Origin of the sequence: Amycolatopsis halotolerans (genome assembly GCF_042647905.1) — a bacterium.
Taxonomy (GTDB): Bacteria; Actinomycetota; Actinomycetes; order Mycobacteriales; family Pseudonocardiaceae; genus Amycolatopsis; species Amycolatopsis halotolerans.
This window is the reverse complement of sequence record NZ_JBHRWI010000002.1, coordinates 79,535-101,999: the sequence shown is the minus strand read 5'-3', so window position 1 is coordinate 101,999 and position 22,465 is coordinate 79,535. Positions and strand designations below refer to the sequence as shown.

At 68.0% G+C, this 22,465-nt stretch carries 18 protein-coding genes; 9 read left to right on the top strand and 9 right to left on the bottom strand.

The window, feature by feature from the left end; genetic code table 11:
• The first annotated feature begins 159 nt into the window (after positions 1 to 159).
• Genes benA through ACFORO_RS01185 form a run of 4 tightly spaced genes read left to right on the top strand, consistent with a single transcriptional unit; the run spans position 160 to position 7,201 of the window.
• Positions 160 to 1,530: a benzoate 1,2-dioxygenase large subunit gene (gene benA / locus ACFORO_RS01200; RefSeq protein WP_354750591.1), complete on the top strand. Its 1,371-nt coding sequence runs from the start codon at positions 160 to 162 to the stop codon at positions 1,528 to 1,530.
• A complete protein-coding gene (gene benB / locus ACFORO_RS01195; RefSeq protein ID WP_377873999.1) occupies positions 1,527 to 2,036 on the top strand; it encodes a benzoate 1,2-dioxygenase small subunit in 510 nt (169 codons plus the stop codon). Before benA ends, benB begins: the two co-directional genes overlap by 4 nt.
• Positions 2,037 to 2,048: 12 nt before the next feature.
• Complete coding sequence (gene benC / locus ACFORO_RS01190) at positions 2,049 to 4,538, top strand: benzoate 1,2-dioxygenase electron transfer component BenC (protein WP_377873998.1); 2,490 nt, start codon at positions 2,049 to 2,051, stop codon at positions 4,536 to 4,538.
• Between the two features lie 29 nt (positions 4,539 to 4,567).
• A complete protein-coding gene (locus ACFORO_RS01185; protein ID WP_377873997.1) occupies positions 4,568 to 7,201 on the top strand; it encodes a helix-turn-helix transcriptional regulator in 2,634 nt (877 codons plus the stop codon).
• Positions 7,202 to 7,778: 577 nt separating this feature from the next.
• Here ACFORO_RS01185 and ACFORO_RS01180 read toward each other — a convergent pair.
• A complete protein-coding gene (locus ACFORO_RS01180; RefSeq protein WP_377873996.1) occupies positions 7,779 to 8,714 on the bottom strand; it encodes a DUF5829 family protein in 936 nt (311 codons plus the stop codon).
• 211 nt (positions 8,715 to 8,925) lie between these two features.
• Here ACFORO_RS01180 and ACFORO_RS01175 point away from each other — a divergent pair, with 211 nt between their 5' ends.
• Entirely contained in the window at positions 8,926 to 9,765 is an 840-nt protein-coding gene (locus ACFORO_RS01175; protein ID WP_377873995.1) for a GH25 family lysozyme, read from the top strand.
• Between the two features lie 44 nt (positions 9,766 to 9,809).
• On the opposite strand, the gene ACFORO_RS01170 is transcribed toward ACFORO_RS01175, so the two are convergent.
• Positions 9,810 to 10,676, bottom strand: coding sequence for a LysR family transcriptional regulator (locus ACFORO_RS01170; RefSeq protein ID WP_377873994.1), 867 nt, complete (start codon positions 10,674 to 10,676; stop codon positions 9,810 to 9,812).
• A gap of 98 nt (positions 10,677 to 10,774) precedes the next feature.
• Here ACFORO_RS01170 and ACFORO_RS01165 point away from each other — a divergent pair, with 98 nt between their 5' ends.
• On the top strand, positions 10,775 to 11,134 hold the full coding sequence (locus ACFORO_RS01165; RefSeq protein ID WP_377873993.1) for a DUF488 domain-containing protein: 360 nt from the start codon (positions 10,775 to 10,777) through the stop codon (positions 11,132 to 11,134).
• Here ACFORO_RS01165 and ACFORO_RS01160 read toward each other — a convergent pair whose 3' ends face one another.
• The gene (locus ACFORO_RS01160; RefSeq protein WP_377873992.1) at positions 11,135 to 11,470 is read right to left on the bottom strand and encodes a winged helix-turn-helix transcriptional regulator; all 336 of its coding nucleotides are present in this window, start codon (positions 11,468 to 11,470) and stop codon (positions 11,135 to 11,137) included.
• 80 nt (positions 11,471 to 11,550) lie between these two features.
• Between ACFORO_RS01160 and ACFORO_RS01155 the strand changes: the two genes are divergently transcribed.
• Positions 11,551 to 12,315: a group II truncated hemoglobin gene (locus tag ACFORO_RS01155; RefSeq protein WP_377873991.1), complete on the top strand. Its 765-nt coding sequence runs from the start codon at positions 11,551 to 11,553 to the stop codon at positions 12,313 to 12,315.
• Between the two features lie 7 nt (positions 12,316 to 12,322).
• Here ACFORO_RS01155 and ACFORO_RS01150 read toward each other — a convergent pair whose 3' ends face one another.
• The 4 genes from ACFORO_RS01150 to pstC are packed head-to-tail and all read right to left on the bottom strand — an operon-like array spanning position 12,323 to position 16,805.
• The gene (locus ACFORO_RS01150) at positions 12,323 to 13,882 is read right to left on the bottom strand and encodes a substrate-binding domain-containing protein (protein ID WP_377873990.1); all 1,560 of its coding nucleotides are present in this window, start codon (positions 13,880 to 13,882) and stop codon (positions 12,323 to 12,325) included.
• Positions 13,883 to 13,897: 15 nt separating this feature from the next.
• A complete protein-coding gene (locus tag ACFORO_RS01145) occupies positions 13,898 to 14,689 on the bottom strand; it encodes a phosphate ABC transporter ATP-binding protein (protein ID WP_370940722.1) in 792 nt (263 codons plus the stop codon).
• 32 nt (positions 14,690 to 14,721) lie between these two features.
• Positions 14,722 to 15,828, bottom strand: coding sequence for a phosphate ABC transporter permease PstA (pstA, locus tag ACFORO_RS01140; protein WP_354746252.1), 1,107 nt, complete (start codon positions 15,826 to 15,828; stop codon positions 14,722 to 14,724).
• Complete coding sequence (gene pstC / locus ACFORO_RS01135) at positions 15,825 to 16,805, bottom strand: phosphate ABC transporter permease subunit PstC (RefSeq protein ID WP_354746254.1); 981 nt, start codon at positions 16,803 to 16,805, stop codon at positions 15,825 to 15,827. The genes pstA and pstC overlap by 4 nt, the downstream gene beginning before the upstream one ends.
• 134 nt (positions 16,806 to 16,939) lie before the next feature.
• Between pstC and ACFORO_RS01130 the strand changes: the two genes are divergently transcribed.
• Both ACFORO_RS01130 and ACFORO_RS01125 read left to right on the top strand, forming a co-directional pair.
• Positions 16,940 to 19,204 (top strand): hypothetical protein, encoded by a 2,265-nt coding sequence (locus ACFORO_RS01130; protein ID WP_377873989.1) that lies wholly within the window; start codon positions 16,940 to 16,942, stop codon positions 19,202 to 19,204.
• Positions 19,201 to 20,079, top strand: a complete 879-nt coding sequence (locus tag ACFORO_RS01125; protein WP_377873988.1) for a sortase — start codon at positions 19,201 to 19,203, stop codon at positions 20,077 to 20,079. Before ACFORO_RS01130 ends, ACFORO_RS01125 begins: the two co-directional genes overlap by 4 nt.
• Before the next feature lie 55 nt (positions 20,080 to 20,134).
• Here the strand turns inward: ACFORO_RS01125 and ACFORO_RS01120 are convergent, their stop codons facing one another.
• Together ACFORO_RS01120 and ACFORO_RS01115 are read right to left on the bottom strand one after the other, a co-directional pair.
• The gene (locus ACFORO_RS01120; protein ID WP_377873987.1) at positions 20,135 to 21,220 is read right to left on the bottom strand and encodes a substrate-binding domain-containing protein; all 1,086 of its coding nucleotides are present in this window, start codon (positions 21,218 to 21,220) and stop codon (positions 20,135 to 20,137) included.
• Between the two features lie 94 nt (positions 21,221 to 21,314).
• A complete protein-coding gene (locus tag ACFORO_RS01115; RefSeq protein WP_377873986.1) occupies positions 21,315 to 22,394 on the bottom strand; it encodes a substrate-binding domain-containing protein in 1,080 nt (359 codons plus the stop codon).
• Between the last annotated feature and the right edge of the window lie 71 nt (positions 22,395 to 22,465).

The following is a 22,465-nucleotide window of genomic DNA, read 5'->3' as shown; positions in this document are numbered from 1 at the left end:
GAGCGGTTTGCGTGCGATTGATAAACAGAATCGAATAATCACACCCTAGGTCAGGACTGGGTCTTGCCCTGGTGTGACCGCGGGCACGGGGTGGCACAGTGCGGGAAACGCCCTGCTGGGGAGCCGATCAGTGCAGATCAGAGGCCCGTTGGAGGAGTCATGACCGAGATGCTGGACCACGCCGCTTCCGTAGTCGCGGACGCGGTGGTGGAGGACCCGGAGGCGGGCGTCTACCGCGCGAATCGCCGGATCTTCACCGACGAGGAGATCTTCGAACTCGAGATGAAGCACATCTTCGAGGGCAACTGGATCTACCTCGCCCACGAGAGCCAGCTGCCGAACCCGGGCGACTACTTCACCACCACGATCGGCCGCCAGCCGGTCGTCATCACCCGCGACAAGGCAGGCGAGCTGCACTGCCTGATCAACGCCTGCGCGCACCGCGGCGCGATGATCTGCCGGCGCAAACGCGACAACCGGCCCACCCTGACCTGCCCGTTCCACGGCTGGACCTTCCGCAACGACGGCAAGCTGCTGAAGGTCAAGGACCCGGACGGCGCGGGTTACCCGGAGTCGTTCGACACCGGCGGCTCGCACGACCTGACGAAGGTCGCCCGGTTCGAGTCCTACCGCGGGTTCCTGTTCGGCAGCCTCAATCCGGACGTGCTGCCGCTGACCGAGCACCTCGGCGACGCCACGAAGGTGATCGACATGCTCGTGGACCAGTCGCCGGACGGGCTTGAAGTGCTGCGCGGCGCGTCCACGTACACCTACGACGGCAACTGGAAGGTCCAGGCGGAGAACGGCGCGGACGGTTACCACGTCACTGCGACGCACTGGAATTACGCGGCCACCACGGCCCGGCGCAACACCGGTGAATCGGCCAACGACACGAAGACCCTCGACGCCGGTTCGTGGGGCAAGTCCGGCGGTGGCTACTGGTCGTTCCCGCACGGGCACCTGTGCCTGTGGACCTGGGCGGGCAATCCGCAGGACCGTCCGCTGTGGCCGCGGATGGCGGAGCTGAAGGAGAAATACGGCGACGCCAAGGGCGAGTTCATGGTGCGCGGGTCCCGGAACCTGTGCGTGTATCCCAACGTGTACCTGATGGACCAGTTCTCGACGCAGATCCGGCATTTCCGGCCGATCGCGCCGGACAAGACCGAGGTCACCATCTATTGCATCGCGCCGAAGGGCGAAAGCGCCGAATCGCGGGCGTGGCGGATCCGGCAGTACGAGGACTTCTTCAACGCTTCGGGCATGGCGACGCCGGACGACCTGGAGGAATTCCGGTCCTGCCAGCTCACTTTCCGCGCGACGGCCGCGCCGTGGAACGACATGAGCCGCGGCGCGCGGCATTGGCTCACCGGGCCTGACGAGGTCGCGTCGTCGCTCGGGCTCGATGGTGTCGTCTCGGCGGGGCAGAAGAACGAGGACGAGGGTCTTTATCCGGTGCAGCACGGGTATTGGCAGGAAACCATGCGTGCGGCGATCGCCCGCGAGCAGGCCGTTCGAGGAGAGACCCGATGACCACCGCCGCTGAGAAGACCATCACCCAGCACGACGTCGAGCAGTTCCTTTACCGTGAGGCGCGGTATCTGGACGACCGCGAATTCGAGAAGTGGCTGGAATGCTACGCCGACGACGTCGTGTACTGGATGCCTTCCTGGGGCGACGACGACCTGCTCACCGAGGACCCGCAACGCGACATTTCGCTGATCTACTACCCGAACAAGGGCGGGCTTGAGGACCGGGTGTTCCGGATCCGTACTGAACGGTCGAGCGCGACGTCTCTTCCGGAACCGCGGACTAGTCACAACATCTCGAATGTCGAGCTGATCGAGCGGCACGGCGATCTCGTGGACGTGCGGTTCAACTGGCACACGATGTACTTCCGGTACCACACGGTCGATCCGTATTACGGGACCTCGTTCTACACCGTCGATTTCTCCGGGCCGTCGCCGTTGATCCGGCGGAAGACCGTGGTGCTCAAGAACGATTACATCCACCACGTCGTTGACGTGTACCACTTCTGAGCGGAGGCGGTCATGAACCACCGGATCGCTCTGTCCTTTGAGGACGGTGTCACTCGCTTCGTCACGTGCGCGCCGGACCAGACTGTTGCGGACGCGTCGTACCGGCAGCGCATCAACATTCCGCTCGACTGCCGCGACGGTGCGTGCGGAACGTGCAAGGCGTTCTGCGAATCGGGGGAGTACGAGGGCGGTTCCTATCTCGAAGACGCCCTGAGCACTGACGAGGCCGATCGCGGGTATGTGCTGCCGTGCAGCATGAAGCCGAAGTCCGATCTGGTGCTGCAGATCGCGAGCACGTCGGCGGTCGCGAAGACGCAGGCTGCGGAGCATCACGGCACTCTTGTTGCGCTGGAACGGCTTTCGCCGACGACGATGTCGCTCGCGGTGGAGATCCGTGATCGGGACCGGCTCGCGTTTCTGCCCGGGCAGTACGTGAACATCACTGTTCCGGGCACCGAGGTGACTCGGTCGTACTCGTTCAGCAACGCGCCTGAGGACGACCAGTTGACTTTCCTGGTGAAGCTCTCGCCGGGCGGGGTCATGTCGGATTACCTGACTGGACGGGCGAAATCCGGCGACGAGCTGACGTTCACCGGCCCGCACGGAAGCTTCTTCCTGCGCGAGACGGACCGACCGGTGTTATTGCTCGCTGGGGGCACTGGGCTCGCGCCGATTCTGTCCATTGTGCGCACTATGCGTGATTCTGGCGCGGCCAGGCCAGCGCATCTGGTGTACGGCGTGAGTACCGACGACGACCTGGTGGAGACGGCGACGCTGGCGAAGCTCGCTGCGGAGGTTCCCGGGCTGACCTGGGATTACTGCGTTTCGGATCCGGGGAGTGCCGCGCCGAACAAGGGCTATGTGACCACGCTGATCCGGGACGAGCACCTGCACGGCGGCGATGTCGCGGTGTATCTGTGCGGTCCGCCGCCGATGGTGGAGGCGGTGCGGGGGCATTTCGCGTCGGCCGGGTTCGAGCCGACCGGTTTCTATTACGAAAAGTTCGCGCTCGCCGCGCCGGTCCGCGCGCCGGAGATCCCCGTGCCGCCGGTGGTGGCGGCCGATCCGGAACCCGAGCCGGAGCTGGAGTTCGTCGCGGGCCGGGCGCTGGCCGGACAGGAGCTGTTTCCGCCGGTCGAACTGGCCCCGCTGCGCGCCGGAGCGACGTTGTCCGCGGCGGAAGAAGCGCGGGTCGCGCGCACGATCGCGGGCCAGGAAATGCTGCCCGCGGCCGACGAAACGCCGGGCGAGTACGAAATCGGCGAGGAACACCCGTCAGTACACGAATCGGACGCGGTATTCGAGGCCCGGCAGGCCCTCGAACTGGGCGCGCTCGAACTGACCATCGGACGGCTGACCTCGGGCCAGCTCGCCGGATACCGGCTGCTGGCCGAGTCGACAGTGCCCTATGTGGACGGTGACCGGTTCCTGGACGCCGCCGCCTACACCGAAACCAACGCGGCCTTCCACGACTACCTGTTCACGCTCACCGGCAACGAGCACCTGCTGCAGGCATATCAGGCGCTTGGCGTGAAAGGCCACATGGCCGAGACGCTGCGCAACGCGACCTGGTGCCATCCGCGGTGCACGCAGGATCACTTGGACCTGGTCGCGGCGTTCGAGTCCGGAGACCGGGCGACCGCGCGACGGCTGGTGGCCGAGCACGCGGAACGGTCGAAGGTCACCACCCGGCGGGCGATGGGCGGCGCTGCCGAGGGGCCGAAATTCCTGTCGCCAGGACGGTTCGCGGGCAAGGTCGTGGTGGTCACCGGCGCCGCGCAGGGGATCGGCGAGGCGACGGCCCGGCGGATCGCCGCGGAGGGCGGCGCGCTGGTGCTCGCCGACCGGTCCGGCCTGGTCAGCGGCTTGGCCGACGAGCTGCCCGAGGCCGCCGCGGTGGTCGCCGACCTGGAGGCCTGGGCGGGAGCGCAGGCGGTCGTCGAGGCGGCGCTGGCCCGGTTCGGCCGGATCGACGTGCTGGTCAACAACGTCGGCGGCGCGCTGCGGTTCAAGCCGTTCACCGAATTCGGTCCGGACGAGATCGAGGCCGAGGTCCGCCGGTCCCTGCTGACCACGCTGTTCTCCTGCCGGGCCGCGCTGCCGTCGATGGCGCAGCGGGGCGGCGGGGTGATCGTGAACGTCTCGTCGGCGGCTACCCGCGGCATCCACCGGATCCCGTACTCGGCGGCGAAAGGCGGGATCAACGCGCTTACCGCGTCGCTGGCGTTCGAGTACGCTGACGCCGGCGTGCGCGTGGTCGCGACCGCGCCGGGCGGGACCGAGGCCCCGCCGCGGCGGATCCCGCGCGGCGGCCCCGATCCGGCCACCGACCGGGAACGGGAGTGGTTCCAGGCGCACATCGACCAGACTGTCGGATCGTCATTGCTGAAGCGGTACGGCACCCTGGACGAGCAGGCCGCGGCGATCGCGTTCCTGGCCTCGGACGAGGCCTCGTACGTCACCGGCACCGTCCTGCCCGTGGCCGGGGGCGATCTCGGCTGACGGCGGCATCCGGCGAAGCGGGGAGGACCGTGACGACAGCGGCGGAGGAGCTGGCCGGCCTGCTTTCCCGGGCGGGGCGCGCGGTGCTGGTGTGCGGTCCGGCCGGATGCGGGCGCACCACGCTGGCGCGGCGGGCCGCCGACGCGTTCCCCGGGCCGGCGCTCCTGGCGACCGCGGCCGAATGGGAGAGTTGCAGCGCGTTCGCCGTGCTGCGGCAGCTGTTCCCGGACCTGCCCGCGGACGGCGGACCGTTGCCGGTCGCGGGGCGGATCGCGGCGGAGCTGGTGCCGGGGACGTTGCTGGTGGTCGACGACGCGCATCTGTCCGATGTGGACTCCATCCGGACGCTGTCGTCGCTGCTGCGGCATCATCCGGCGGCGCGGGTCACGGTGCTGTTCACTGCGGCGACCGGGGATTCTCGCGCGCGTGCGGACGTTCTGGAGTTGCTCGCCCGGATGTCCGGGGACGAGGTGCGCGTGCCGCCTCTCGACGCCGCGGAAGTGTCCGAAATGGCCTCGGCGCGCGGCATCGCGTTGCATCCGACGATGGCCGAACGGTTGTGTCGGCACACTCTTGGCCGGCCGCGGTATGTGGTGCAGCTGCTGACTGAGGTCCCTCGGGCTGCCTGGGCTGGGTTCGATCCCAACCTGCCCGCACCGGTCGCGGTTGCTGCTTCGGTTCGGGAGAGAGTTTCGGAGCTTTCCCCTGCGGCAGAACGGTTTGTCGCGGCCGCTGCGGTGCTCGGTGCTGGTGCGACGGTGCGGTCGGTGGCGTCGTTGGCCAATCTCGACGGGGATCCGTTGCCGGTGCTGGACGAGGCGTGTGCGGCGCGATTGGTCGAGCTCGCGCCGCGCGGGCTTGCCGAGGTGGGGCCGCCGGATCCGATGGTTCGGGCGGCTGTGCTCGCTGGATTGGGGCCGGAGAGGCGGTCGAAGCTGCAGCGGCGGGCGGCGGAGCTGGTCGAGGATCCGGCGCGGAGTTTGCGGTTGCTGGTCGCGGCCAGTCCGGTGCCGGACGCGGGTGTCGCGGATCGGCTGGACGCGCTGGCGGTCGAGCGGGCCGCGGCGGGGGCTTGGGGGACGGCCGCGGTACTGCTCAACGATGCTGGGCGGCTTACCGAGGATGCTGAGTTGCGGCAGGCTCGGATCACTCGGGCTGTCGACGCGTTAATCGGTGCTGGTGATGTGTTTCGGGCCGCCGCGCTTGCTCCGGAAGTCGAGAGTGTGCGTGAGACGCCGTTGCGGGATGCGGTTCTGGGCTATCTCGCGGTGGTGCGCGGTCGGGCTGCTGAAGCTGGCGGACGGTTGAGTCGGGCTTGGGATATCGTCAATGCTTCGCGGGATCCGGAGACGGCCGCGTTGATTTGTCAGCGGTATGTGCTTGATGCGCTTTGCCGGTATTCCGCTGAGGATCTGGTGCGGTGGGCGGATCGGGCTCTGGAATTGGCTGTACCGGAGACGCCGGCTGCGGTCGAGGCTGCGGCTATTCGGGGGCTGGGGCTCGCGGCTTCGGGGCGGGCTAAGCAGGCTCGGCGGGATTACGTGCAGTTGTCCGAGCGGATTCGGCACGGTGCGCAGGCTCAGCGAGTGGTGATGGCTCGGGGGTGGCTGAATCTGCTGACGGATCGGATCGACGACGCTCGGGTGGATTTGGAAAGTGCGGTGCCGACTAGTTATTTGGGTGGGTCGGCGCGGATTTCCTTGTGGGCGCAGGCTTGGTTGGCGCGGACGTTGTTCCTGAGCGGGGAGTGGGACGACGCTTTGCGAGTGGTTCGGGAAGCGCTTGTTCTGGTTGACCGGACTGGGATTGTGGTCACTGCGCCGTTGCTGCACTGGACTTCGGCCGCGGTCCATGCGTTGCGCGGGGATCAGGGGCGGGCTGAGGAGGCGTTGCTGGCTTGTGCCGCTGGGTCGCAGGATTACGAGATCATGCGGGTTCCGGCCTTGCTGGCGCGGGCGCAGGTTGCGGAGGCGGCGGCGGATTCCGCCGGGGTGTTGCGGGCGCTGCATCCGTTGACCCGGTTGTCGTTGCCTACTTCGGTGGATGAGCCTGGGCATTGGCCTTGGCACGATCTCTATGCCCATGCTCTTGTCCTCAGTGGACGTTCTGAGGAGGCGGATGCTTTTTTGGCTCCGCATGAGCGGGCTGCCGGGAAGCGGGAGCATGCTTCGGCTCGGGCTCGTCTTGCTGCTGCTCGGGGGCGGTTGCTAGGGGCGCGTAATGATCATGTGGGGGCGGTGGCGGCGTTTGATGCGGCGGTGGAGTTGATTGGGGGGTTGCCGCTGCGGTATGACCAGGCGCGGATTGCGTTTGCTTATGGGCAGACGTTGCGGCGGTTGGGGCGGCGGGCTCGGGCGGATACGCAACTGGTTGCTGCTCGGGACGGGTTTGCTTCTATGGGGGCGGTTACCTATGTGGCTCGGTGTGAGCGGGAGTTGCGGGCTGGTGGGGTGCATTTGCCGCGGGGCGGGGTGGATCGGTTGACGCCGCAGGAGGAGGCGGTGGCGCGGATGGTGGCTCGGGGGCAGTCTAATCGGGAGGTGGCTGCGGAGTTGTTTTTGTCGGTGAAGACTGTGCAGTATCACTTGACTCGGATTTATGCGAAGTTGGGGATTCGGGGGAGGACTGAGTTGGCTGTGTTGCGTTCTGGGGAGGATTCGTAGGGGCTCGTCGCCTGGCGGCGACATTGCTGCGTTGGTTGCGTGGGGCACCCCGAAGCTTGATTGTGCTGACGGTCTGGGGGTGCTTGTCAAGGCTGGAAAGATGCCTTGACAAGCACCCCCAGACCGCAGGGAGGCTTCGTATCGGGGTGCGGGGGTGGGGCTGGGTGCCTCGATGGTTGGGTGCGCTGGCTGCGGTTTGCGGGTGGGGCTAGCGCCCCAATGTGGCATTGGGTGCGTGGGACGCACCCAATGCCGCATTGGGTGCGTGGGATGCACCGAACGCCACATTGGGTGCGTGGGACGCACCCAATGCCGCATTGGGGCGCGTTCTGGCGGGCGGTGGGCGGTCCGTGAAGGGGCCCTGAGGGAATCTAAGTCCGTGAAGGAGCCCCTCACGGCGCGGCGCGGCGTGCGGAAGGAAGGTCGTGAGGGGAACCCTGAGGGAATCAGAGTCCGTGAGGGTTCCCCTCACGGACGGAACTGCCGTGAAGGCGGCCCTCAGGGAGGCAGGCGGGTCGTGAAGGGCTCCTTGAGGGAATCAGATTCCCTCAAGGAGCCCTTCACGGAACGACTGGGGTCAGCTGCGGATGTTGAAGGTCCAGCGGGCGTGTGCGCCGGGGCCGACCACGAGCGTGGAGTGGCCTAGTTGCTCGACGTGTTTGGTTCCGGTGGGGCAGTTCAGGGCCAGGTCGATTTGGCGCAGGCCGACCTGGTCCGCGGCTACCGTTTCGAAGCGGATGGTGGTCATGCCGTCGGTCGCGGTCGCGCCGGTGGGCAGCTCTCGTACCGTCATGCCTCCGGCGCGCAGCAGGGGCAGAGTGTTGGTGAGGTCGCGGGCCGTGATGCCGAGGCGGATGCCGGTGACGTCGCGCATCTGGTGGTTGCGGTAGTCGTCAGGCAGGTAGCGGTTGCGGCTGATGTCGCCGGGGTATTGCGCCGGGCCGGTGTTGCTGCGCGGGTCGGCGAAGTACTCCGGGCGGTATTCCATGCCCCAGGCGCCGAAGGTGTCGTACTGGTCGGTGGTGAAAACTCCGTCGAACCACGGGACTGGCTTGCCGTCGCCGAAGTCGCGGGTTTGCAGGAATTCCAGCGGGTTCGTGATGCCTGCGTCGTGAAGACGCTGGACCACTGTGGACAGCTGGCCGGTGTGTTCGACCGAGACTCCCAGGCCCGCCGAACCCAGGTCGCCGTCCTTGCCCGGGACGTCGCCGACACCGAACAGTTCCAGGTAGGTTTCGCGGCCCATCAGGTAGCGGCCGGTCCATTTTTCGCCGCCCGCGCCGGTTGTGGTGCGGACCTGGAAGTTCGCGAAATCCTTCAGATAGGCCGAATGCTCGATGGCGTCGGCTGTTTCGCGGTCCAGGACTCCGTAGGAGTGGTTGACGTGCAGAAGCGGCTGTTCGGCTGCTTGCGCGGTAGCGGCAGCGGTAGCAGTGCCGGTACCGGTCGCGGCCAGGGCCAGGAGCACGGCCAGGAGCTGCAGGATTGTCCGGGTTCTTCGCTGTGTCGACATGGCGGAGGAGAGTAAGGCGGGCGCGGCCGGTTGGTGGGGTTTTCGGCCAACTTGACCGCAACGGCCTACTGAGAATGTCTTTCTCGTTGTCCGGTCAAGTGGAAATTAGGTCACTTGGAGCAGTGACAGTGTCTCGCATTGAGTAACAGAATCAGGTCCTCGTGCCACCTGATCGGGTGGCACGTCGCGAGGGCATCCGAAAGGACCTGTCATGACCACTCACCACTGGGGACCCGCCGGGAGGGCGCGCCGTCGCCTGACCGGGGCGGTGTTCGCCGCGGCTGCCGCCCTGCTCGTGGCGACCGCGTCGAACGCTTCGGCTGCACCTGCCGCAGCCGCGAGCACCTCGACGGAGACTCCGGACAACCACCAGATGGGCGCTTCGATCCGGGCGCACGAACCGGGCGGCGGGGCGGTCGCGCCGGCGTCGGTCGAGACCACTACGTCCGGCATCGACGTGAGCAGTTACCAGGGTGCGGTCGACTGGCAGTCCTATTGGAACCAGGGCAAGCGGTTCGCCTACGTCAAGGCGACCGAGGGCACGGGGTACCAGAATCCGGACTTCAGCCAGCAGTACAACGGCTCGTACAACGTCGGCATGATCCGCGGGTCGTACCACTACGGGCGTCCTGATCTCTCGGGCGGCGCGGCGCAGGCCGACTACTTCGTCTCGCACGGCGGCGGCTGGTCGAAGGACGGCAAGACCCTGCCCGGCACGCTCGACATCGAGTGGGGGCCCAGTTCGGCCTGCTACGGGCTGAGCCAGTCCGCGATGGTGTCGTGGATCAAGGCGTTCAGCGACGAGTACCACGCGAAGACGTCGCGCTGGCCGGTCATCTACACGGCCAACAGCTGGTGGACCCAGTGCACCGGCAACAAGGGCGACTTCAGCTCGACCAACCCGCTGTGGGTGGCGGCGTACTCGTCGTCGCCGGGCACGCTGCCTTACGCCTGGGGGTTCTACACCTTCTGGCAGTACACCTCGACGCCGCTCGACCAGGACTACTTCAGCGCCGGCCTTGACCGGTTGAAGGTGCTGGCGACCGGCTGATCCGCGTCCCGTCCGGGAGCCGCAAGCGCTCCCGGGCGGGCTTTTCAGGACCCCGCCAGCACCTCCATGACCGCGCCGACGATCCGCCGGGTCTGCGGCTGGCACGCTGCCCAGGTTGTCAGCGGGACGCTCGGTTCGACCAGTTCGCTCCAAGCCCAGCCGGGCAGCATGCGGTTCGCGCTGGGCCTGCTCAACAGCACCGCGTCCGCCTCGACGGCTTCCGCACAGGCCAGCGCGTTCTCGTTGAACCGCGCGAGCCGCCAATTCGGCGACACCCCGAGCCCGTGTGCGGCCGCGCGCATCTGGTCGTGCCCGGCGGGAACCTGCGCCCGCGAGTGCGCGAGCACCCGGACGTCGTCGAGGTCCCGCAACCGGCACTGCGCGCGGCCGAAAAGCGCGTGGCCGGGCCGGATCGCGACGCCGAACGGATGCTCGAACAACAACCGCCCGTGCAAGGTGGACGGCGGGTTCTGGTGGATCAGCCCGATGTCGATCCGGCCCTCGCTGAGCATCCGGAGCTGCTCGGTGCTGCTGGCGTCCAGAAACGACAACGCCGCGTCCGGCACCTGGCGGCGGATCTGCGCCAGCGCGACGAGCACCCAGTCCTGCGGAATCCCCGGCGGCAACGCGATCTCGACCTGCTCCTTGACCGGAGCCGCGGACCGCGTGACCTCCCGCGTCGCGTCGGCGAGCCGCAGCAGCTGCCGGGCGTGCTCGTGCAGCGCGCGCCCGGCCACGGTCGCCTGGACGCCCGTCGGGACCCGGTCGAACAACGGCGTCCCGAGCTCGCGTTCGAGCACGCGGATCTGCCGGGTCAGCGCGGGCTGCGAGATCAGCAGCGACCCGGCCGCCCGGCTGATCGACCCCTCGGTGAAGACGGCGACGAAGTACCGCAGCTGACGCAGTTCCATACCCTGGGGTTATACCCCCTTCGGTTGCACCGCGGCGTCCACCGGCGGACGCTGGGCGGCGACGGGAGCCCCAGACGCCGGAAGGAGCCGCTGCCCCGATGAGCGAACGCCAAGTCCAGGTGCGCCGGGTCTACGACGATCCCGAACCCGCCGACGGCTCGCGGGTGCTGGTCGACCGGCTCTGGCCGCGCGGGCTGAGCAAGGACCGCGCGCACCTGGACGACTGGCTCAAGCAGATCTCCCCGTCGACGGAGCTGCGCAAGTGGTATGCGCACGACCCGGACCGCTACGGCGAATTCGCGAAACGGTACCGCGCGGAATTGGAAGAACCGGAACGCGCGGAGGCGCTGGACCACTTGCGCGCACTGTCCAAAAAGGGCTCGCTGACGCTGTTGACCGCGACGAAGCGCAGCGACATCAGCGAAGCTGCGGTGCTGGCGGACTTGCTTAGCTCCTAGTCAGGAAGTGCCGACCGGGATGCCGTTGCGCTCGGCGTACCGGCTGCCCCATTCGTACAGCGCGGTCAGCGCGGGGCGCAGTTCGTCGCCTTCTGGGGTGAGCCGGTACTCGACGGTCGGCACTCGGCCGGCCACTTCGGTCCGGTCGATCAGTCCGGCCCCGACGAGCTCGCGCAGTTGTGCGGTCAGCACCTTCTCGGTGATCGACGGAATGGCCCGGCGCAGCTGGCCGTACCGGTGCGGGCCTTCCTTGAGCCGCGCCAGGATCACCGGCTTCCACTTCCCGCCCATGACGTCGACAGCCAGCTCGACCGCACACGAGTAGCGCGCTTTCATCCCTCCATCATCGCCTGCCGCGGGTACGCACCGGCAAGTGCGTACTAGGCGACCGCCCCGGCGCGTGCTTGGCTGGCACGGTGATCATCGAGTACATCCGGTACCGCATTCCGGACGGCGGGCACGCGGAGTTCGAAGCCGCCTACCGACGGGCAGCCAAGTCGCTCGCCGCCGCGGAACAGTGTCACGACTACGAACTCGCGCACGCCGTCGACGAGCCGGGCAGTTATGTCCTGCGCATCGTCTGGACTTCGGCTGACGCGCACCTCCAGGGTTTCCGGGGCGGGCCCCAGTTCGCCGCGTTCTTCGCCGAGATCCGGCCGTATGTCGAGAACATCGAGGAGATGCGGCATTACGAACGAACCGAGGTGGCCGGTCCGGGCGGCGCGGTGCCGACGCTGTACGAATGGGCGGGCGGAGCGGCCGCGCTGGCCCGGCTGACCGAGGCGTTCTACGCGAAGGTGCCCGAGGACGACCTGCTCGCCGAGGTGTTCGCCGGGATGAGTCCGGAACACCCCGCGCACGTGGCGATCTGGCTCGGCGAGGTGTTCGGCGGCCCGGCCGCGTACACCGCCGGCCACGGCGGGCACGCGCACATGATCTCCAGGCATTCCGGCCGGGCGATCACCGAGCCGCAGCGACGACGGTGGGTTTCGCTGCTGCTGGCCACCGCGGACGAGGCCGGGCTGCCTGCCGACCCGGAGTTCCGCGCCGCGCTCGCGGGGTACCTGGAATGGGGCAGCAGGCTCGCGGTGGTGTTCTCCGCGCCGGACGCCGGGCGCGCGGGCGAGCAGCCGGTGCCCCGCTGGGGCTGGGGCTCGGCTCCTCCCTGGACCGGAAACTGAATCCGCGCTAGCCCGTCCGCCGCAAGCGCCGAATGAGTCCGCGCACCACTAACGGCACGCAAATCGCGGCGAACAACACCAGCGCCGCCCATGCTCCGAATCCGCCGAATCCGCCGCCCTGATAAGCGGCGGGCTCGGCATTGCGCCAGTCCTTCGACCCGCCGTTGGCCTCCGAAGCATCCGGTCCCGCCGAGGACGACGCTCCCGGTCCGGCCGACGCTTGCGCGCCGGCCGACGGCTTCGATCCTGCCTTCGCCTTGGCCTTGGGGTCGCCGCCATTGCCGGGGTGGGTCAGCGCGTCCACCCCGCCCATCCCGACGAAGGGATCCTGCGGTGCGGTGGCCCCCGCGCCAAGTCCTCCGTGGAATGTCGGGTTGGCGCAATTGTCCGCATTGAGCTGCTTGGGCGGACGCCCGGTAAGCCGGGCGTTGGCGTTCATCATCTCCTGCGACAGGTTCGGCGGCAGCGGCGAATATCCGATCCGCGCCATGTTGATCTGCCCGTCGCAGGCGACATGCTCGATGAACGCGGTCATCGTGTCCGCCTTGGCCCCGTCCGGGTATCCGCCCTTGCAGGTGTCCCGTCCTGATCCGCACGGCGTCATCAAATAGGAATACGCCGAAACGGGGTAGGTCGAAGGATCTGGATTGGCGTAGACCCCCGACAGTTCCTGGCTGAGGTCCGGCCGCAGATTCGCCTTGGTCAACGCCGCCGCGATATTGGCCGCATACGGCAGGGTGTATTTTCCGGACTGGTTCTCGACCCACGCGGTCGGCGCGTTGTACTTCTTCGCGTAACCGAATTCGTCGTATCCGATAGAGAACGGGACGCTGCCGTTGGCGAGGGTTTGCGCGATCTGGTCGGAATCGGCGAACAGCCGGTAGAAGTCCGCGTCCGGTCCCCGGGTCGGCAGCTGGATCGGCCGCACCCCGGACGGCAGCGGCCCGATCCCCTTGTCGACATTGCGGCCGATGAAGTCCCCGTACGGCCCGGGCGCGATGTGCGCGACGAAGTCGTAGAACAGCGCCGTCGTACCGGACTGCCCACTGCGGCCGACCAGCGTGATCGGCTGATCCGGCAGGGCAAACCCGCCGTTGGTGGCACTGATCGCCGGGTCGCTCCAGCGGGTGATCTGCCGCGCGAAGATCCGTGCCACCACATCGCGGGTCAAGTGCAGGGTGTCGACGCGGCGTCCGCCGGCATCGGTGACGTTGTACATCACCGCGACCGCGCCGGCGACGTCTGGGACGTACTGATAGCCACGCTGCTTGGCGGTAGCCCCGCCGCCGCCCGCCGCCTCCAGCGAACTGACCTCGGCTTCAGTGCCCGCGAAGTCGACGGTGTGATCGCCGTATTGATTGACCCCGGCCGGAGAGCCGAGCGCGCTGTAATTGACCGGAATGCCGCGTGAATTAGCGCCATTCTGCCAGTCGCTCATCGCGAGTCCGACGTACGTGGACCCGGACCCATTGACCTGGCTGAACGCCTCCGCGGCCGGAGCGAGCAAAACCTGACAGGCCAGCAACGCCCCCGCGCAGCCAAGCCCGGCCCATCTCGTGCGACGCATCACAAACTCCCCAGTTCAGCCGAAACGGCCATGGACATAGTCGTGCGTACGGCTGTCTTCCGGACTCTCGAAAATCTGCTCAGTGGACCCGTGCTCGACCACCCGCCCAGGCTCGTTCTCCCCGGCGAGGAAAAACGCACAATGATGCGAAACCCGTTGCGCCTGCTGCATATTGTGCGTCACGATCACGACGGTGACCTCGTCGGAGATCTCCACGATCGTCTGCTCGATCCGCCGCGTGGACGTCGGGTCGAGCGCCGAACAGGGCTCGTCCATCAGCAGTACATTCGGCTGCACCGCGAGCGATCGCGCGATGCACAGCCGCTGCTGCTGCCCGCCGGAGAGCGCGCCGCCGGGGGAGTTCAGCCGGTCGCGGACCTCGCGCCACAGCCCGGCCCGCTCGAGGCTCTGCTCGACCAGCCCGTCCTTGTCCGCGCATTTGACGCCGGCGAGCTTGAGCCCGGCGAGGACGTTGTCCCGGATGGACATCGCCGGGAACGGGTTGGGCTTCTGGAACACCATGCCGATCCGCAGCCGGGCGTGCTGCGCGCGGGTGCCCTCGGCGTAGATGTCGTCGCCGTCCAGCAGGACTTCGCCGGCCAGGCTCGCGGTGCCGACGAGCTCGTGCATCCGGTTGAGAATGCGCAGGAACGTCGATTTCCCGCAGCCGGACGGGCCGATCAGCGCGGTCACCTCGTTGGCGGGCATCGCGAGCGTGACGTCTTCCAGCACGAGCCGGTCGCCGAACCAGGCGTGGACGCCGCGCGCCTCCAGCGTCGCCGCGCCCGGCGGCGGCCCGCCCAGCACCCGGACGGGTTCGCGGACTTCGAGGGTTTCGGTCACCGGGCACTCCTGGGTTTCGTGCGGCGCGCCGACCAGCGTTTGCGGCCGATCAGCCGGGTCAGGGCGAACAGCGCGAAGATCAGCAGGATCAGCACCAGCGCGCCGATGTACCCGCGTTCCTGCGCCGAGGCGAGCGGTTCTTTGATGTAGCGGTAAACGAAGCGGGGCAAGCTTTCCTGCGGGTCGCTGAACGGGTTGAAATTCATCGAAAGCGTGCCGAAGGAGGTGAACAGCAATGGTGCGGTTTCGCCGACCACTCGCGCGATGCCGAGAATGATCGCGGTGCTCACGCCGGTGCGCGCGGTCGGCAGCACGACTGACCAGACCGTGCGCGCGCGGCTCGCACCGAGGGCGAGTGATGCCTCGCGCAGACCGTCCGGCACCAGGCGAAGCACGACGTCCACGGTGCGAGTGACGGTCGGCAGCATGATCATTGTCAGCGCGAGCGTCGCCATGAATCCGGAGAAGCCGAGCTGAGCGGGCGGCAGAATCAGTGCGGCGTATACGAAAAGACCGGCGACCACTGATGGCAAACCGCTCATGGCGTCCACGAAAATCCGCACCGGACGGCGGAAACGGGACCGGGTCTCGTTGAGGAACACCGCGGTGAGCACGCCGAGCGGAACGACGAACACGAGCGCGAGCGCCGTCTGTTCCAGGGTCCCGACGATCGCGTGCAGACCACCGGTCGCCGTCGCCGGATCGGTCGGCGCGACGGCGGACATGTCGTGCCCGAAGAACGCCAGCCGCAGGCTCGGCACGCCCTTGAGGACGATGTAGCCGAGCAGGAACAGCAACGGGATCAGCAGACCGACCGCGCCGCTCACCACGACCGCGGACACCAGCTTGTCGACCGCCGCGAGCCGCCCGAGCCGGTCGCGGGTGACGAGGTAGAGCATGCCGAGGTGCAGCAGATAGGCCACGACCAGGTCGGCGAGCCAGCCCGGCGACACCAGCAGCTGGTGCATCACGAACCAGGTCAGCAACGTCGCCGACACGGCGCAGCCGAGCGCTACGAGCCGGTCCTGCGGAGTGGTCGCGGAGGTCCGGCGGCGCACCGGAATCGGACGCACTTGTTCGGGACGGACTTCGGTGGCGGTCACGCGTCCACCCCCACTCCGGAACGGCTGCGGGAAATGATCACCGAAGCGCTGAAGTTCGTCGCCAGCGTAAAGGCGAACAACACCAGCCCGGCCGCCATCAACCCGCTCAACGCGGGCCCGGATTGCCCGGCGTTGTTAGCGATGAAGCCCGAAATAGTCGCGCCGCCGAACTCGAGCAGATGCGTCGTCAATTCCGGAACCTGAGGCAGCAGAAGGGAAACCGCGATGGTCTCGCCGAGCGCGCGGCCGAGCCCGAGCATCGAGCCGCCGACGATCCCGCCGCGGCCGAACGGCAGCACGACGGTGCGCACCATGCCCCAGCGCGTGCTGCCCAGTGCGAGCGCGGCTTCCTTTTCCCCGGGCGGAGTCTGGGTGAAAACCTCGCGGATGACCGACGTCGTGATCGGAATGACCATCAGCGAAACCACGAGCCCCGCGACGAACATCGAATTGAACAGCACCGCGCCCGGTTTCGTGTCGAACAGCGGGAACCAGCCGAGATTGTCGGTCATCCATTGCGACAATGGAGTGATGTACGGGCGCAGGAAGCTGAATCCCCAGAGGCCGTAGAGCAAACTGGGAATCGCGGCGAGGAGGTCGACCAGCCCGGTGAGGAACCCGCGCATCCGCGGACTGGCGTAGTCGCTGATGAACAGCGCGGCCAGCACCGAAAACGGCACCGCGACGGCGACCGCGATCAGCGCGACCACCACCGTGCCGTACAGCAGGCCGAGAACGCCGAAATGCCCGGAAGCCGGGTCGAATTGGATCGTGGTGAAGAAGCCGAAACCGCTGGCCTCGAACGTGGGCGCGGACCGGTAGACGAGGAAGAACCCGATCACGATCAAGAGCGCGAGCACCGAAAGCCCGGCCCCGCTCGTGACGCGGCGGAAGAGCCGATCGGCCCGGGACGGCAGATCGGCGAGGACGAGACGCTCCGGCGGCGCGGGGCCGGACGAGGAGGACGAGACGGTCACGGCAGCGAGTATTACGAGCCGGAAGCGGAGAAAGTTGGCTGGACAGCGAAGGCCCGACGGCGCGTACGTGAACCGGTGCCCGCGTTCCGTTCCCGTTTGTTGACGCCGCGCGCGACGCTGGAGAAGTTGAACCCATGAACCGCTTCAGACGCGTGGCGCACGTGCTCGCCGCCGGAGTGCTCGCGGTGCTGGGCGTCGCCGTCGTGCCGGCCGCGTCCGCGCAGACGCAGCCGAGTCCGTTGAACTATCAGGTGCAGGTGACGGGTGCCGACCCGATGAACGCGCAGGACGGGGACCCGCTGCGCATCACGATCTCGGGACTGCCCGCCGGGGCTACAGCGAACTACTCGGTGTGCCCGCTGCCGTTGCGCGACTCGCTCGTGAAGGCCGGGTCCTGGGTGCACGATCCGTCCGTCCCGGCCCGCGTCACGGCCTACTGCAAGAACTTCAACGACGAGCTGTCGGGCGCGGAGTTCAAGCCGCCGCCCCAGGACGTCGGCCGGAGCGCGACCACGCACGACATCGTGTTCGACACTTACGTGCCGCGGGGGGCGCGCACGCCCGGAACCATCGTCTTGGATCCGGATTTCACGACTCTCAAGAAGACGGGCACGCTGAAGTGGCCGAACAACCCGGACCACAAACAGTATTCGTTCTCCTGCGACGAGAATCATCCGTGCACCATGACGCTGCGGATCGTCGTCCCGGCGACGGCGACCGCTCCCGCACAGACTGTGTTCGACAGTTCGATCACGTTCCGCGCGTCTGCTCCAGGCCTCAAGATCAAAGGGTGCGGAGGCGTCGGAGCCAGCACTCTGACCGGCAGCATGCCTGAGCGGTTCGGACGCACCGCGGTCGGCTGGAACCAGATGCTCTGCGCGCCGACGAAGGCGGTGCAGCCGGTCAACATCGTGAACGAGAGCGAGGACGTCGGGCTGACGTCGTTCGACAAAGGCGAGTCGGATGTGCAGGTCACCGGTTCTGGCGGAACGCTGGCCGCGCAGCAAGTCCGTGCTCGCAGCTACGTTCCGACGGCGCTCAACGCCACGGTGCTCGCCGCCGTCGGATGGGCGCCGACGGATCGCGGAGACGACGGCGGCGCACTGAACTCTCGGCTGGCCGCCAATCTGAACTTCGGCTGGGACGACCTCGCCAACCTGCTGAGCAAGGGTGGTTTGTCGCCCGACAGAACCGGCCGGGGCGGCATCTTCGTCGACGGATCAGCGCTGGTGCGGCGCAATCCGGCGCTGGCTGCGATCAGCGGGGCCGACAGTCCTCTCGTCTCGCCCAACACGCGTGCCGGGCAGTTCAACACCGATTTCTTCGGGGTCACCGGCGAAATCGGGACAAGCACTGTCCCACTGGTGCTCAGCGGCAGGCTGAATGGGATGCCCGCGTGGAGATACGGGACTTTTGTGAATCTCGACAAGCAGAAGCTGGCAGGAAGCGACGGGCCAGTCGGCGTGGTGACTGATCTGAACGCGCTCAACCTCGGCGACGGCGGGGTGCACAACGTCGACGCGAAAACCGGCCAGGTCAACGTCCGCAAGCAGGTCGGCAACGCGACGCTGGGGACGGGCAACGAATGCCGGAAGGGATGCCTGAACTGGGTCGTCACCGACTTGGCCACCGCGACCGAGAACGGCTGGGCCCCGGTCGCCTTGCCCAACGGCAAGGGTGGTTACGTCGCCCCGACGCCGAAGTCGTTGCAGGCCGCGGCCGCGCACACTCAGGAGGCCAAGGACGGCTCGGTGCGGATCGTCCCCAGCGACGATCCGGAGGCGTACCCGCTGACGTACCTCGAGTCTCTTACCGCACCGCTGAACCCGCTGGTAGACGCTTCGTGTGCGCCGGAAGCCGCCAAGCAAGCCCAGCTCACGACCTTCCTGAAAGCCGCGACCAACGGCGGTCAGAGCAGCCTCGGACCGGGTCTCGTTCCGCTGCCGCCGGACCTGCTTTCCGCGGCCCAGGCCGCCGTGTCGAAGGTCGGCACTGGCACAGCCGCGGCGTCCTGCCATGAACAGAAGGAAGCGCAGCATCCCGGCTCGGCAGCGACTGGCGGCCCGGGTGCCGCCGCGGGCTCGACACCCCCGAGCGGTGCCTTGAGCGGTCCGCTTCCCCGTTCCGGTTCGAACGGCACCGGTGCGGCGGAAGCCGCTGCGCTGGCGATGAAGGCGCCGACGCAGGCGAGTGTCCAAGAGGCTCGCAGCCTGGCCGCGGCGGTGAAGATCCCGCTGTTCCCGGGAGCAGGCGTTCTGGGAGCGCTGATTCCGTTGCTCGCTTTGGTCGCGTTGGTGCTGTTGCCGCCGACGACTGGTTACCTGACCGCGGGGAGGCCGTTGCCCTCGTGGGTGAATCGGCTCGCTGAGCGGCTCGTCGCATTGCGACGCCGCGCATGACCGCGACGCTCCGTGCCCCGGCGCACCTGAATCCTAAATGGACGGTTATCGGGGTGGTCGGCTGGCTGGTCACCACGGTGCTGTGCTTCGGCATCGTCGCCTACGCACTCGGGCCGATGCTGGCGAACAACGACCAGCGGGCGGCGCTGTCGGTGCTGCAGGAACGGATGGCTCAGGCGCAGGGCGCGGCCCGCACGTTGCTCGGCGCCGCGCCGGTGACGAAACCGCCGGAGTTCGGTGCGCCGGCGGCGGTGCTGGAGATCCCGAAGCTGGAGGTACAGCAGGTGGTGCTCGAGGGTGTGGAACCGGGCGACACGATGTCGGGGCCGGGCCATGTGCCGGGCACTTCGGGCCCCGGCCAGCCGGGGAACTCCGCTGTGGTCGGCCGGTATTCCGGATACGGTGCTCCCTTCTCGCGGCTCAGCGAGCTGTCTCGGGGAGACAAGCTGGTGGTCGCTACGACGCAAGGGAAATCGGTCTACACCGTGACCGACACGGCGGCTCGTGACCTGGACGAAGATCGCGACTACGGCCGTACGGAGAACGACCGGCTGACGCTTGTCACGTCCGGTTCGTGGTGGCCAGGTTCAGCTTCGAGCGCGACAGTGGTGACCGCGGTTCTCGACGGCAAGCCGTTCCGGCCGACGCCGCAGAACGGCCGGGCGGACGCCCAGGACGGTCGCACTGGAGACCCGAGCGGCTGGGCCCGGTTGGTGCTCGCCTTCGGCGGTTTCGCGGTGGTGGCGGTGGGGGCGACCGTGCTGTACCGGCGCTGGCGCTCGGTGTCGACGTATGTGCTGACGACACCGGCGCTGCTGGCGTTGGCGGTGCTGGCGGCTTCGGCGGTCTGGCGGTTGCTGCCTGCCTGGGCTTGAGCTGACGCAACCGGGGGCTGGCACGGAGTTGGTGCCAGCCCCCGGCTCAATGCGGTCAAGAGAGAGTGCACGTGACTCCGTCGGATCTGGCCGGCAGCGGCTTGAAGCTGTACTGGGCCAGGACGCCTGCGTAGCTGCCGTTGCAGAGCGGGCTCGGGCCGGCCGAGTCGAAGCCGACCGCGTTGAGCGCGGCGTCGTAGGACCGCGAGCGGGTGTCCAGCACGTAGGAGACAGAGTGAGCGCCGATGAAGGCGTCGGAGTAGGTCGGCACGTAGTTGTGCGGGGTGCCCGAGACCGGGGAAGCGTCTGAACCGCCGCCGAGGAGAGTGCCTTCGAAGAAGCCAGCGCGCTGGTCGTCGGCAACGCCATTGCCTTGAGCGGCCCACTGTGCCACGGAGTGGGGCATGATCGCTGTTGCCCGGTCGCTGGCGGAAATGGTAGCGGCGTAGTTTTCCTGGAACCTCTTGACCACAACGGGTTTCGTCGTCGGGTCGAAGCCGAGCACTGTGCCGGTGAAGAAGGTCAGCGTGCCGGAGCCGATCTGGGGCAGGTAGACGACGATGGGGGCATTGCCGCCGCCGACCTGGTTCCAGTTGGTGATGGCGCCGCTGTAGATGCCGCGCAGCTGGTCCAGGGTCAGGGTGACGCCAGCGCCCGCGCCGGTCGACGAGGCAGCCCACGAGACTGCGTCCTTGGCGAAGGCGTAGTACTGGAAGGTGGGCGGGTCCGAAGAAGATCGCGGCGAGTCGGAGCGGACGAGGTCGATCAACCCGCTGTGGGCCGCGGCGGCGTCGGCCAGCGCATAGCCGCCCGCGATCGCGCCGTTGGGCGGAGGGTTTGCCGATCGGTAGATGGTGCCGGGATCGTAGACGTCGCCGGGCACGGTGAAGGCCTGACCGGCCGTCAGGACCGACGGGACGTTGACATAAGCGTCTGGATCGGTGTTCGCCGCGGAAGAGTTCGCTGCGGCGAAGATCGCGCCGGTGACCTCGTAGGTGGTGTCGGCTCCGACGGCGGCGACGATCTCCTGGACGCCGTCCGGGCCGACCACTGCGTCGGCGAGACCGGGGAAGAAAAGGCTGGTGGCCGCGACCATGGCGGCCGTCGCGGAGATCGGGGCAGTGCGAGTGCGTCGTCTCACGTGCGCTCCTTCGGTGGTCGTGTTCGGCGGACGACGAAACCGGCCCGGCCGGGGAGGAAGTTCCCCGGCCGGGCCGGTCCTGTCGTTCAGCGGGTCAGGAAAGCGTGCAGGTGACGCCGTTCACCGGGGCGAGCGGCTTGAAGCCGTACTGGCTCAGCGTGGCGGCGAGGCTGCCGTTGCACAGCGGGCTCGGGCCGGCCGAGTCGAAGCCGACCGCGTTGAGTGCCGCGTCATGCGACGGCGAGCGGGTGTCCAGCACGTAGTACACGAAACGGGCGCCGAGGAAGCCGTCGGCGAAGGCCGGGGCGTAGTTCGGCGCGGAGCCCGAAACCGGGGCGCCGTCCGAACCGGCACCGGTCAGGGTGCCCTCGAAGAAGCCGGCGCGCTTGTCGCTCACGACGCCGTTGCCCTGCGCGACCCACTGGGCCACGGAGTAGGGCGCGATCGCGGTCGACTGGTCGCCGGCCTGGATGGTGTTGCCTTCGTTCTCCTGGAACCGCTTGATGGTCACCGGCTTCGTGGTCGGGTCGAAGCCGAGCACCGTGTTCGTGAAGAACGAAAGCGTACCGGAACCGGCCTGGGGCAGGTAGACGGCGATGGCGGCGTTGGTGCCGCCGACCTGGTTCCAGTTGGTGATGGTGCCGCTGTAGATGCCGCGCAGTTGGTCCAGGGTCAGGGTGACGCCCGCACCGGCGCCGGTCGACGAGGCGGCCCAGGAGACACCGTCCTTGGCGAAGGCATAGTACTGGAAGGTCGACGGGTCGGAAGCCGACCGCGGAGACGAAGAGCGGGCGAGGTCGACCGATCCGCTGCCCGCCGCGGCGGCGTTGGCCAGGGCGGTCTTGCCCGCGGAGGAGCCGTTGGGCGGCGGGTTGGAGACGTTGTAGGTGGTGCCGCCGTCGTAGATGTCGCCGGGCACGGCGAACGACTGGTTGCCCGCGAGAACCGGCGGGACGTTCACGTAGTTGTCGGGGTCGGTGTTCGCCGCGGAACTGTTGGCGGCGGCGAAGACCGCGGTGGTGACGTCCGCGATCGTGTCGGAGCCCACCGCCGCCACAACCTCCTGGAGCTGGTTGGGACCGGGGATTGCGCTGGCGGTACCCGGGAAAATCAAGGCCGCACCCGCGGCGACCGCGGCGGAGACGCCCACGAACCGGGCAGTACGAGCACGCATCAGTTTGTACTCTTTCTGTCTGGTCTCGACCACGGGATTCCGTGGCCGAGATCAAACCTCGCGGGGTTCGG